The organism is Vibrio sp. 10N.247.311.13, from assembly GCF_041467595.1.
GTDB lineage: Bacteria > Pseudomonadota > Gammaproteobacteria > Enterobacterales > Vibrionaceae > Vibrio > Vibrio crassostreae_C.
In genome coordinates this window covers 1-13,527 of sequence record NZ_JBFSUX010000006.1, presented here as the reverse complement: position 1 = coordinate 13,527, position 13,527 = coordinate 1, and the positions used below count along the sequence as shown (strand labels likewise).

9 protein-coding genes are annotated in these 13,527 nt (G+C 45.3%); 7 read left to right on the top strand and 2 right to left on the bottom strand.

The window, feature by feature from the left end:
* The first annotated feature begins 6 nt into the window (after nt 1-6).
* The 5 genes from AB6E52_RS04090 (at nt 7) to sucD (ending at nt 7,109) form a co-directional block, all read left to right on the top strand.
* Nucleotides 7-720: a succinate dehydrogenase iron-sulfur subunit gene (locus tag AB6E52_RS04090; RefSeq protein ID WP_010436773.1), complete on the top strand. Its 714-nt coding sequence runs from the start codon at nt 7-9 to the stop codon at nt 718-720.
* A gap of 97 nt (nt 721-817) precedes the next feature.
* Entirely contained in the window at nt 818-3,634 is a 2,817-nt protein-coding gene (gene sucA / locus AB6E52_RS04085) for a 2-oxoglutarate dehydrogenase E1 component (protein ID WP_017061946.1), read from the top strand.
* Nucleotides 3,635-3,655: 21 nt separating this feature from the next.
* Nucleotides 3,656-4,864 carry a 2-oxoglutarate dehydrogenase complex dihydrolipoyllysine-residue succinyltransferase gene (gene odhB / locus AB6E52_RS04080; protein ID WP_017056410.1) on the top strand — a complete coding sequence of 403 codons (1,209 nt, stop codon included), beginning with the start codon at nt 3,656-3,658 and terminating at the stop codon, nt 4,862-4,864.
* A gap of 206 nt (nt 4,865-5,070) precedes the next feature.
* The gene (sucC, locus tag AB6E52_RS04075) at nt 5,071-6,237 is read left to right on the top strand and encodes an ADP-forming succinate--CoA ligase subunit beta (protein ID WP_019820479.1); all 1,167 of its coding nucleotides are present in this window, start codon (nt 5,071-5,073) and stop codon (nt 6,235-6,237) included.
* Nucleotides 6,237-7,109, top strand: coding sequence for a succinate--CoA ligase subunit alpha (gene sucD / locus AB6E52_RS04070; protein ID WP_017061945.1), 873 nt, complete (start codon nt 6,237-6,239; stop codon nt 7,107-7,109). Before sucC ends, sucD begins: the two co-directional genes overlap by 1 nt.
* 114 nt (nt 7,110-7,223) lie before the next feature.
* Here sucD and znuB read toward each other — a convergent pair whose 3' ends face one another.
* Together znuB and znuC are read right to left on the bottom strand one after the other, a co-directional pair.
* Nucleotides 7,224-8,009, bottom strand: coding sequence for a zinc ABC transporter permease subunit ZnuB (znuB, locus tag AB6E52_RS04065; protein WP_017061944.1), 786 nt, complete (start codon nt 8,007-8,009; stop codon nt 7,224-7,226).
* Nucleotides 8,009-8,788: a zinc ABC transporter ATP-binding protein ZnuC gene (znuC, locus tag AB6E52_RS04060; RefSeq protein ID WP_102320165.1), complete on the bottom strand. Its 780-nt coding sequence runs from the start codon at nt 8,786-8,788 to the stop codon at nt 8,009-8,011. Before znuC ends, znuB begins: the two co-directional genes overlap by 1 nt.
* Nucleotides 8,789-8,871: 83 nt before the next feature.
* On the opposite strand from znuC, the gene znuA reads away from it, so the two are divergent.
* Together znuA and AB6E52_RS04050 are read left to right on the top strand one after the other, a co-directional pair.
* Nucleotides 8,872-9,762 (top strand): zinc ABC transporter substrate-binding protein ZnuA, encoded by an 891-nt coding sequence (znuA, locus tag AB6E52_RS04055; RefSeq protein WP_017067380.1) that lies wholly within the window; start codon nt 8,872-8,874, stop codon nt 9,760-9,762.
* A gap of 269 nt (nt 9,763-10,031) precedes the next feature.
* Nucleotides 10,032-13,394 (top strand): helix-turn-helix domain-containing protein, encoded by a 3,363-nt coding sequence (locus AB6E52_RS04050; protein ID WP_241910578.1) that lies wholly within the window; start codon nt 10,032-10,034, stop codon nt 13,392-13,394.
* The last annotated feature ends 133 nt before the right edge of the window (nt 13,395-13,527 follow it).

The following is a 13,527-nucleotide window of genomic DNA, read 5'->3' as shown; positions in this document are numbered from 1 at the left end:
ATGACCATGAAACTGAATTTCTCTTTATATCGTTACAATCCAGATGTCGACCAGAAACCTTATATGAAGGAATACACTCTAGAAGTGGATGAAGGTTCAGACATGATGCTTTTGGATGCGCTTATTCTGTTGAAAGAGCAAGATCCAACAATCTCATTCCGTCGCTCATGCCGTGAAGGTGTATGTGGCTCGGATGGTTTGAACATGAACGGTAAAAATGGCCTAGCGTGTATCACGCCATTGTCTGCGCTTTCGGGCCAAGACAAGATTGTGATTCGCCCACTGCCTGGCTTACCCGTTGTTCGTGACCTGATTGTAGACATGACTCAGTTCTACGATAACTACGAAAAAGTGAAGCCATTCTTAGTGTCTGATGGCAATGTGCCACCGGCTCGTGAAAACTTACAAAGCCCTGATGAGCGTGCTCATTTAGATGGATTGTACGAATGTATCATGTGTGCATGTTGTACAACGTCATGCCCATCATTCTGGTGGAACCCTGACAAATTCATCGGACCAGCAGGCCTGCTTGCAGCGTACCGTTGGCTAATTGATAGCCGAGATACAGCGACAGACGAACGTTTGTCCGATCTTGATGATGCATTTAGCGTTTTTCGTTGCCATGGCATCATGAATTGTGTAAGTGTTTGTCCTAAGGGATTAAATCCGACGAAAGCTATTGGTCACATCAAGACCATGCTAGTGAATCGTTCGGTTTAAGTTATATAAAAATTGCCGCCCTAGAAGTTTTGGGGCGGCCTTTTAATAGCTCGGCATAGACCGCAGCAAACGTGAAAACTACTGGTTAAGGGAAAATATGCACAACGGCGTGATGAAGGCATGGCTCGAGTCTTCACACTTGGCTGGCGCCAATGCAACGTACGTAGAAGAACTCTATGAACTGTATCTAAGTGACCCAGATTCGGTAAGTGACGAATGGAGAAGTGTTTTTGAAGAACTGCCTGTGCAAGCTTCAGAGACAGTGGAACAACCACACTCTCGTGTTCGTGAATACTTCCGTCGACTCGCTCAAGAAACAAAGCATTACAGTGTCCAAGTTAGTGATCCAGATGTCGATGCGAAACAAGTAAAGGTTCTGCAACTTATTAATGCCTATCGATTCCGAGGGCATCAAGCAGCAAATCTAGACCCCCTAGGTTTATGGAAAAGAGCGACAGTTGATGAACTGGACCCTTCTTTCCACACTCTTACCGAAGATGACCTCAATGAGACGTTCAACGTCGGCTCTTACGCCATTGGCCAAGAGACGATGGTGCTTAAAGATCTCTACAAATCTCTAAAGCAAACGTATTGTGGCTCTATTGGTGCTGAATACATGCACATGACAAATACAGAGCAAAAGCGTTGGATCCAACAACGTTTAGAGTCTGTATCTGGTCAACCCTCTTTCAACAAAGAAGAAAAGCAAGCTTTCCTAGAAGAGCTAACTGCTGCTGAAGGTCTTGAGCGCTATCTTGGTGCGAAATTCCCAGGCGCAAAACGCTTCTCGTTGGAAGGTGGTGATGCTCTTATCCCAATGACGAAAGAAATTATTCGTCATGCTGGCGGACAAGGCATGCGTGAAGTTGTTGTTGGTATGGCTCACCGTGGTCGTCTAAACATGTTGGTCAACGTGCTTGGTAAAAAGCCACAAGACCTGTTTGACGAGTTTGCGGGCAAGCACGATGACACGTGGGGTACTGGTGATGTGAAATACCACCAAGGCTTCTCTGCGGACTTCGCAACGCCAGGCGGCAACGTTCACTTAGCACTAGCATTTAACCCATCTCACTTAGAAATCGTAAACCCGGTAGTTATCGGTTCAGTACGTGCACGTCAAGATCGCCTTGGTGATAATGATGGTAGCCGTGTACTTCCAATTACTATCCACGGTGACTCAGCTATCGCTGGTCAGGGTGTAGTACAAGAGACGTTTAACATGTCTCAAGCTCGTGGTTTCTGTGTAGGTGGTACGGTTCGTATCGTTGTAAACAACCAAGTTGGTTTTACAACGTCTAACCCTCGCGATACACGCTCTACGATGTACTGTACCGATATCGCGAAGATGGTTCAGGCTCCGATTTTCCACGTTAACTCTGATGATCCAGAAGCGGTTGCGTTTGTTGCGCGTCTTGCATTGGATTACCGTAATACGTTTAAGCGTGATGTTGTTATTGATTTGGTTTGTTACCGTCGCCACGGTCACAATGAAGCCGATGAGCCGAATGCAACACAGCCTTTGATGTACCAAAAAATCAAGAAGCACCCAACACCACGTAAGCTTTACGCTGACGTGTTAATGGAGCGCGGTGAGTTTGGTATTGATACAGCAACTCAGCTAGTTAACGAATATCGTGATGCACTTGATCACGGTGAAGTTGTGGTTAAAGAGTGGCGTCCAATGGCACTTCACTCAGTAGACTGGTCTCCTTACCTAGGTCACGACTGGAACATCGAGTGGGATAACAAGATTGATATCGAGCGCCTGAAAGAGCTTGGTACCAAACTTTGTCAATACCCGGACAGCCACAAGCTGCAAAGCCGAGTAAATAAACTGTACAACGATCGTACTGCCATGGTGAATGGTGAGAAACAAGTCGATTGGGGTATGGCTGAAACTCTGGCATACGCAACACTTGTTGACGACGGTAAGCGTATTCGTATCTCAGGCCAAGATTCAGGTCGTGGTACGTTCTTCCACCGTCACTCAGTACTGCACAATCAATCAGATGCAAGCACGTATGTTCCTCTTGCGAACATTCATGATAAACAAGGGCCATTCCAAGTGTTTGACTCTGTGTTATCTGAAGAAGCGGTACTCGCATTTGAGTATGGTTACGCGACAGCAGAGCCAAGCGGTCTAACCCTTTGGGAAGCTCAATTTGGTGACTTCGCAAACGGTGCACAAGTTGTTATCGACCAATTCATTTCATCAGGTGAGCAAAAGTGGGCACGTCTATGTGGTCTAACTATGCTGCTTCCTCACGGTTATGAAGGCCAAGGCCCGGAGCACTCTTCTGCACGTCTTGAGCGTTACCTTCAGTTATGTGCTGAACAAAACATGCAGGTTGTTGTTCCTTCAACACCAGCTCAGGTTTACCACATGATTCGCCGTCAGGTTGTTCGACCAATGCGTCGTCCACTGATTGTAATGTCACCTAAGTCATTGCTTCGTCACCCTCTGTGTACTTCTTCTCTTGAAGATTTGGCAGAAGGCACGTTCCAACCAGCTATCGCAGAAATTGATGATCTGGCTCCTGAGAACGTAAAACGCGTCGTGTTCTGTTCAGGTAAGGTTTACTTTGACCTGCTTGACCAAAGACGTAAGAACGAGCAAGACGATGTCGCTATTGTACGTATTGAGCAACTTTACCCGTTCCCTTATGAGGACGTGAGAGCTGCCATCGCACAGTACACAAATGTAGTCGATTACGTTTGGTGTCAAGAAGAGCCACAAAACCAAGGTGCTTGGTACAGTAGCCAACATAATTTCCGAGCTGCTATCCCAGTAGGTGCTGATATTCAATACGCAGGTCGTCCTGCATCAGCATCACCAGCTGTTGGCTATATGTCAGTACACTTGAAACAACAAAAAGCGTTAGTTGACGACGCTTTGACCCTACTTAAGAACTAGAAGTAAAAGGAAAATACGCACATGACAATTGAAATTCTGGTTCCAGATTTACCTGAATCTGTGGCTGATGCAACAGTTGCTACTTGGCACAAAAAACCGGGCGAAGCGGTTGCACGTGATGAAGTCATTGTAGATATCGAAACAGATAAAGTAGTTCTAGAAGTACCGGCTCCTGAAGCGGGTGTTCTGGAAGCTATCATCGAAGAAGAGGGTGCTACGGTACTTTCTAAGCAGCTTTTGGCTAAAATCAAGCCGGGTGCTGTCGCTGGTGAACCAACGAAAGACACCACTGAAGATACAGAAGCATCTCCTGATAAGCGCCATAAAGCTGCGCTAACAGAAGAGAACAACGACGCACTAAGCCCAGCTGTTCGTCGCCTGCTTGCTGAGCACAACCTACAACCAGCTGACGTTAAAGGCACTGGTGTTGGTGGTCGTATTACTCGTGAAGACATCGACGCACACCTAGCAGCAGCGAAAGCGGCTCCGGCAGCAGCATCTGCACCAGCAGTTGAAGCGCCAGCAGCGGCTCGCAGCCAAAAACGCGTGCCTATGACTCGCCTGCGTAAGACAGTTGCAAACCGTCTTCTAGAAGCGAAAAACAGCACAGCAATGCTGACTACTTTCAACGAAGTGAACATGAAGCCAATCATGGACCTTCGTAAGCAGTACAAAGACCAATTCGAGAAACGTCACGATACGCGTCTTGGCTTCATGTCTTTCTACGTGAAAGCAGTAACAGAAGCGCTAAAACGTTTCCCAGAAGTGAACGCTTCTATTGATGGTACAGATATCGTTTACCACAACTACTTCGACATCAGCATGGCGGTATCTACGCCACGTGGTCTAGTGACTCCAGTACTTAAAGACTGTGACACACTAGGTTTCGCTGATATCGAAAAAGGCATCAAAGAGCTAGCAATCAAAGGCCGTGACGGCAAGCTAACGGTTGATGAACTGATGGGTGGTAACTTCACTATCACAAACGGTGGTGTATTTGGTTCTCTAATGTCTACGCCAATCATCAACCCACCTCAAGCGGCAATTTTGGGTATGCACAAAATCCAAGACCGTCCAATGGCTGTTGATGGCAAGGTAGAGATTCTACCAATGATGTACCTAGCGCTTTCTTACGACCACCGTCTAATCGATGGCCGTGAATCAGTTGGCTTCCTAGTGACCATCAAAGAGCTTCTAGAAGATCCTGCACGTCTGCTATTAGACGTTTAGTATCGCTAAAACGTCTAGTTAACCCCGTTAGCTAGACGTAAAAAGTTTCAAAGGCTAGGCTGCTCAACGTCTGGCCTTCAATTGAACTGTAAAGCCATTAGAAAATGGACAGCAGTTGTTTTGAGAAGACCCTACAGACGTAACACAGGAAACTGTGTCGTTATGGAAATAATAATCCCTTAAGGGAAAATAAACGGAATATCAAAATGAATTTGCATGAATACCAAGCCAAACAGCTGTTTGCAGAATTCGGTTTGCCTGTACCAGAAGGTTTCGCATGTGATACTGCACAAGAAGCTTTCGAAGCTGCAGGTCGTATCAGTACAGCCAAGAAAGTCGTTAAGTGTCAAGTACATGCTGGTGGCCGCGGTAAAGCGGGCGGCGTAGAGCTACATGACACCAAAGAAGGCGTTAAAGAGTTTGCACAAAAGTGGCTAGGTAAAAACCTAGTGACTTACCAAACAGACGCTAATGGTCAGCCTGTAACAAAGATCCTAGTTGAAGAAGCATCAAACATTGCTAACGAACTTTACCTAGGTGCTGTTGTTGACCGCGCAACGCGTAAAATTGTATTCATGGCGTCAACTGAAGGCGGTGTGGACATTGAGAAAATCGCTGAAGAAACTCCAGAGTTGATTCACCAATCAGCGATCGATCCTCTAGTAGGCCCTCAAGCTTACCAAGGCCGTGAACTTGCGTTCAAACTTGGTCTAGTTGGCGATCAAATCAAACAGTTCGTTAAGATCTTCATGGGTCTTGGCAAAATGTTCTCTCAGTACGACCTAGCTCTACTAGAAATCAACCCGCTTGTCATTACTGGCGAAGGCAACCTGCTTTGTCTAGACGGTAAGATCAACATCGACTCAAACGCGATGTACCGTCAGCCTAAACTACGTGAAATGCACGATCCATCTCAAGAAGATGAGCGCGAAGCACACGCAGCACAGTGGGAACTGAACTACGTAGCACTAGATGGCAACGTTGGCTGTATGGTTAACGGTGCAGGCCTTGCGATGGGTACGATGGATATCGTAAACCTACACGGCGGCAAGCCAGCAAACTTCCTTGATGTAGGCGGCGGCGCGACTAAAGAGCGTGTAGCTGAAGCATTCAAGATCATCCTTTCTGATGACAATGTTAAAGCAGTACTCGTAAACATTTTCGGTGGCATCGTTCGTTGTGACATGATCGCTGAAGGTATTATCGGTGCAGTTAAAGAAGTCGGCGTAACAGTTCCTGTAGTTGTTCGTCTAGAAGGTACAAACGCAGACCTAGGTCGCGAAGTACTTGCTAATTCTGATGTTGATATCATTGCAGCTGAATCTCTAACAGATGCTGCTCAGAAAGTTGTTGCTGCTGCGGAGGCTAAATAATGTCTGTATTAATTAACAAAGACACTAAAGTAATCTGTCAGGGTTTCACTGGCGGTCAAGGTACATTCCACTCAGACCAAGCTATCGCATACGGTACGCAAATGGTTGGTGGTGTTTCACCTGGTAAAGGTGGTCAAACTCACCTAGGCCTTCCAGTATTCAACACAGTACGTGAAGCGGTAGAAGTAACTGGCGCAACAGCAACAGTTATCTACGTACCAGCTCCTTTCTGTAAAGATGCAATCCTAGAAGCGATTGATGCAGGTATCGAACTGATCGTAACGATCACTGAAGGTATCCCTACAACAGATATGATCGACGTTAAAGTGAAGCTAGAAGAAACTGGCGTTCGCATGATCGGTCCTAACTGTCCAGGTCTTATCACTCCAGACGAGTGTAAGATTGGTATCATGCCTGGTCACATCCACAAGAAGGGTAAAGTAGGTATCGTATCTCGCAGCGGTACTCTGACATACGAAGCAGTTAAGCAAACAACAGATGAAGGCTTTGGTCAGTCTACATGTGTTGGTATCGGTGGTGACCCTATCCCAGGTTCAAACTTCATTGATATCTTGAAACTTTTCCAAGAAGACCCAGAAACTGAAGCAATCGTAATGATTGGTGAAATCGGTGGTACTGCGGAAGAAGAAGCGGCTGATTTCATCAAAGCAAACGTAACTAAGCCAGTTGTATCTTACATCGCTGGTGTTACTGCTCCTCCGGGCAAACGTATGGGCCACGCAGGCGCAATCATCTCTGGCGGTAAAGGTACTGCTGAAGATAAATTCGCAGCACTAGAAGCAGCAGGCGTTAAGACTGTTAAGTCTCTTGCTGACATCGGTAAAGGCCTACGTGAAATCACGGGTTGGTAATCAGCTGGCTTTTATCGATTGAGATAGAAGTTAATTGAAACGATATTAAAAAGGCTTGGTCACTGACCAAGCCTTTTTTTATGTTTTCGAGATACGAGATCGTACTGCTAAGTGCTAAGCTCGACTTCTAACCATTTGAGATAGCATAAACATTGCTGCCGCACTGATAACCACAGACGGGCCAGCAGGCGTATCATAGAACCAAGACAAGCTTAATCCACCGAATACAGCGATAGAGCCAATAATTGATGCAAGGAAGGCCATCTGCTCAGGTGTGCTCGAGAACTTCCTTGCCGTTGCTGCAGGAATAATCAGTAGCGATGTCATGATTAACGCACCAACAAACTTCATACCGACAGCAATCACGATACCGACCAATAGCATCAGAATCAGACGCATTAAATCAATGTTGATGCCATCAACCGCCGCGAGATCTTCGTTAACCGTCGTTGATAGTAGTGGTCGCCAAAAGATAGCAAGTACTAATCCAATCACAGCAGCACCCGCATAGATGAACACTAAATCCGTTGGAGATACTGCCAGCAAGTCACCAAATAGGTAGCTCATTAGGTCAACACGAACGTTATCTAAGAAACTGACAGCAACCAAACCAAGTGATAGCGCACTGTGCGCCAAAATACCGAGTAGGGTATCGGTCGCGACCAGCTTTTGTTTTTGTAAAGTCACTAGCAACACGGCCAGCATCAAACAACAAATCAGCAGCGCGAAATACAAGTTAATGTTGAACAGAAAGCCAAGTGCTAAGCCCATCAAAGAAGCGTGAGCAAGCGTGTCACCAAAGTAAGCCATCTTACGCCACACCACGAATGAACCTAGTGGGCCTGCAATTAGTGCAATACCCAAACCTGCCAAAATAGAGGGAAGAAGAAACTCAAGCATTAGTGGTGTCCGTGTTTATGGTTTGAACATTCATGCACGTCGCCTTCGACAGGCTGGCCTGCGAGATCATGATGGTGATGTTCGTGTTGGTGATGATAAAACGCTAGCGTCTCTTGGGTCGCGGTGCCAAAGAGCGCAATATACGAAGGATGGTGTTTGATGTCTGCAGGTGCGCCTGAGCAACAGATGTGGTGGTGTAAACAGATAACATCGTCTGTTTTTGCCATCACTAAATGCAGATCGTGTGAAACCATAAATACGGCACAACCAAAGCGGTGGCGAATGGTGTCAATCAAGTCATACAGGTCTATTTGCCCTTGAACGTCGACGCCTTGAGCCGGTTCATCGAGAACCAGTAGATCTGGTCTTCTTAGCAATGAACGAGCAATGAGCACACGTTGGTTTTCTCCGCCAGATAGCTGGTGCATGTTACTCTTCTGCAGATGTTCAGCACCAACAAGCTTCAATGCTTCAAGGACCTCTTGCTGACTGAAATTGCCAGTGAGTTTTAGAAAACGCTCTACGTTGAGCGGTAGGGAATCATTGAGCTTTAATTTTTGTGGTACATAGCCAATTTTCAGTTTTTTAGCTTTTGTTATTGTGCCTGAAAATTTGGTCTGTAAACCCAGTACCACTTTTACTAATGTCGACTTTCCTGCACCGTTTGGCCCAATCAGGGTGGTGATTCTGCCGCGCTCTAAATTTAGAGAGATGTTGTCTAGAACTTTTCGACCGTCAAATTCGACGCTCACAGAATCTAGTTGGATTAAGTTATCCATGAATAGAACTCATTTGCAATTCGCTAATGTTATAATGTAACATTTACCTCAAGCCTAAGCTACTTTTCTATTATCGAGGGATTATGTCACGTTCATCTTTTATACTTGCTACTTTGCTTTTAGCGCCAAGTGTCGCAAGTGCCAATACTATTCTAACAAGCTTTAAACCAATTCAAATGATTGTGACAGAATTAACGCAAGGCGTTAGTGAGCCGGATGTGTTGATGAACAGCAATGCTTCGCCGCATGATTATGCGCTTAAGCCATCGGATGTCAAAAAAGTTCATAGTGCCGATATGGTCATCTGGTTCGGCCCTGACCTAGAAGCCTTTCTGACTAAGGTGATTGGTTCAAAAGAAAATGTTATCAAGATCAGTGATATTCCCGGAATCAACTTGCGAGAGTTCGGACACGAAGAGCATGACCACGATGCACATGAAGGGCACCACCACGGTAGCCATGACCCGCATTTTTGGTTAGGTATCGAGCAAGTTGAAGTAGCTGCAAAATACATCTCAGCTAAGTTGATTGAATCTGATCCAGACAACGCAATGGCGTACCAAGAGAATCTCGATTCATTCCTGATTGCATTGAAAGAGAAGCAACAGTCTATTCGAGAGCAACTTGCACCCGTGAAAGACAAAGGTTACTACGTTTTTCATGACGCGTATGGTTACTTTGAGCAAGAGTTTGAGCTAAATAACTTAGGTCACTTTACGGTGAGCCCAGAGCGTAAGCCGGGTGCAAAAAGCCTGATCGCTATTAAGAAAACGATAGTACGTGAAAACGTTCAATGTGTGTTTTCTGAGCCTCAATTCACTCCTGCTGTGATTGAATCAGTGACGCGCGGAAGTAACGCAAAACAAGGTCAGCTTGACCCTATCGGTTCAACAGTTGAAGTGAAGAGTGGAAGCTATTTCGATTTTCTTCAGCAACTTACAGATAGCTATACAAGTTGCTTAGACGAGAAGTAAGTCATAAACGAGTATTCTTTACTCTACTTTGCTCTCGTTAATTTATGAATCATGCCGCTTTTTGCGGCATTTTCGTGACCGCTAAGATAAAACCTCCTAACAAATAACAAACCTCCTTTCTCCTTTTCTAATTTCCGCTAAAATGGAAAGATAATAATAAGCACAAAAAAACTCAGTTTTTGGTTTAGCAACGATAAGACGTTGTGGTACCCAAAATTTCATGTGTTGTTGCTGTTCAGGATTAAGAGTTGTATCGAATTATCTTCAAAATGTTCATGTTAATGAGCATTTCATTTAGCGTTCTAGCGGTAAATACCTCGCCCTCCGTTTTCTATCCTTTGCCCGTTCAAGCGCAAGGGAATTTCCTTGCGGCTAAAAACTTGTATTTAGGTGCCGGAGGTGGGCTCTGGGTTCATGATGTGCATGGAAAAGTACTCTTTTACGATGGTCGAACTCTATTCCCTCGCAAGGGAAGCTTACTGCAATTTTCTTCGGAAAGAGTCGCCTTTCTGAACGATGAGTTTTGGACATTTTTCGACAATGAGGTCTATCGACATAACCCTGGAATTGGCAACGAATTGGCGTTTAGCCTAAGTCCCGGCGCTGAAATAGCGAATATCGGTGCATCAGGCGATTATATTTGGGTTACTGACGGCAGTAATTTCTATACCTACAACACTCAATCTTTAGAATTCAACACCTACTCTCTACTTAAACTGTACCGATACAATAACAGCAGTGACATTGCGATTAACGACGCTGAGTGGGTACTATCAAAGTGGGTGCTAGCGACCAGTTCTGGCGTTTACCTTTCAGAGAATCAAGAGTTTACCCATGTCACCGCATCAGACAAAAACCATATTGAGACGGTTTATTTTTCGAATGCTCGACGTGAGTTAGTGATCGGTACTTTAAATGGTGCTGTGATTGTTGATCTCGCGAACCCAGACAAAGAGACCATCGTTAAAGGGTCGCATGTTCTCTCGTTGGCCGAAACTTCGGACCAGTATTGGATTGGTACAGAGCACGGCCTTATTAGCTACAACTTTATTACGGGACAAATTACTCGATTCGAACAAGCCGCTAGTCAAGACTTCTCGTTACCGGGTGAGAAAATATATTCGTTGATAAACGATCATGCTGGTGGTATGTGGGTTGCGACAAACAACGGTATCCGATACTTCTCACTGTTCAGCAAAACCTTCTCGAGAACACCCCTAACTGGAATGGGCATGCATTCGAGTAGTGTGGTGATCAATAAAGTACTGCCTGTCAGTGACCAGTTATCTTGGGTCGCGTCTTCAATGGGGCTCTACTTGGTTGATTCTGAAAGTGAAGAGAACCCAATTCGTGTTTACTCTAACCCTGTTAATGATTTTGAGATCTTTGGCTCTTCCATTTGGTTGGCGACCGAACAAGGTATCATCAGTCTAAATACGGAAACACTACAACCCGAAGCCCTTGATTTACCAAGGCCAATTGAGGGAGTGCGTGTTGAAAACCTTGCGCTTCAAGCCGATAACGTTCTTTGGATGACCTCTGGGCAAAACCTCTATTCGTTATCTATCGAAACCATGAAACTGACGAGTTATGGCACTGACTGGTTAGTCGACAAGTTCTTGCCTGCGAAGATCACCGCTCTCAATGTAGGCTTGCTAGGTCGCATCTATATAGGAACGGATCATGGCTTCTACTCGTTCATTGATAAACGAATTAGCTTTAGTCGTTCCAGCGAACGGTTTGGCAAAGTCGTCGATATTGAAAAAGCGAAGGATGGAGCGCAGTGGTTTGCGAGCAGTTATGGCGTGTATCGAATCCCGGATGACAGCTCTATTATTCAAGAAATCACTCTTGTTGAAGACAATATTAGCCCCAACTGCCTGATAAGCGATGACAATGGTGTTTGGTTAGGCTCTTCGAAAGGCATCAGTTATTACGGATTGGATGGGCAACTGCATAAACACATAGGTTCGCCATTTGGTTTGATCACCAATGAACTGGCGGCAGGAGCGTGTGCTCTTTTTTACAGTCAAGATAGCCAACCTTCGAGGCTTGTTTTCGGCTCAAAGTATGGTGTAGTCAGCGCGTTATCTAACGAGTTACTGGTATCAACTACACCTCATAGCCGTGCCTTGTTGAGTAAGATAAGTGTCGACCAACAAACGGTATCACTTGGCGGGAAAACGGCAGAGCTGGATGAGATTCCTTATGGTTCATCGATGGGGTTTAAGCTAGGTATCTTACCAGCAACGTTCGCACCTGCGATGGAATACCGACTGAGCGACGATGAACCTTGGAGTGAGTTTGAAGGGGGCTTGTTAACGCTCGATCATCTTCTTCCAGGGGATTACACACTTGAAGTGAAGCCGGTTAAAGGCTCCCATTATCGCTTTGTGTCAACCAATCAAAGCTTCTCGATTGCGGAGCCTTGGTATCTGACCAGTTGGGCTGCAGCAAGCTCTCTGATATTACTGATTGGCGTTGTGACTATCTTAGTCTTTTGGCGTTCGCGTTATGTCACTTTTGCCAACCGGCACTTAAAAGCGCAAGTTGCACTGAAGACAGACCAATTGAGGCACCAAAGCCGGATATTACTCGCCACTAATCAACAGCTTAAAAAGCAGCTATCCGTGAAGAATGCGCTTGTGTCTCACACTGCCAATGAACTCTCTTCTGAAGTGAATCATATTGCTGCGATGCTCCCGAATTGGAATGACGAGCTCGGGAAGTCGCCGATTCTAACCTTGAAAAATGGCTTAGCTCAATTGAGTAATACGCCTCAAGGAGAAGGGCAAGTTTGTTACGATATAATTTTAATCTTAGAGGTGGTACTCAAAGCTTGGCAGGATGACTTAACCAAAGCCGGTATTGAACTGGATATTAAAGTCGAAACAAAACAACGATATGTCTCGTTGCTGTATTTTAATCTCGATATTATCTTCAATAGCTTGGTCGGGAGCATCATCAAGAGAAACTTTAAGTCGCAGAGTATGGTGGTTCTGGTTGAAGAGGTTAAGGAGCATCTTGTTGTAACCATTCGAGATCATGGCATGCCTTTCCCTAAGCTGGCATCAAGCATGGGTGACAATACCGGAAAGTCGACCGACCTTAACATCGAAAAGCTGCCGCTATTGATGAATCAGAGCGGTGGCGAGCTTAATGCCTTTGTTTCGGAGTCTCAAAATAAGGTTCAGCTTTCGTGGCCAATTGAGTATCAAGTACTCGACAATCTCGAAGCCAGCACAATTGAACAGATTGAAACCATTAAGCTTGCCGCCTCAACACCAGAGCAACAAAAACTGACAGCGGAACAAGAGTGGAAGAACAGAGTGTCGCAGCTTGTGAGTGAAAACTACGCTGATGCCGAGTTCAGTACTGCAACTGCCGCTAAGTATTTGTTTATGTCTGAGAGAAGCTTACAGAGACGCTTTAAATCGGCTTACAACAAGACCTTCAAAGAGCACTTGAATGAAGTACGTCTAGAGCATGCGTGTGAGCGCTTACTCGCTGGAGAGAAGATCTCTGATGTGGCGTTTGATTCGGGGTTCAATGACCCTTCCTATTTCAGTCAAAGGTTTAAGCACCACTTTGGCATGTCACCATCTAAGTTTGCTGAAAACAACGAAGAGTAGCACGCAGCGGATACTCAGCTAGAACATAAATAAAGATACTTTAGCCTCGACATTCGTGTTGGGGCTTTCTTATGCTTCTACGAGATACGAGATACGAGATACGAGATACGAGATACGAGATACGAGATACGAG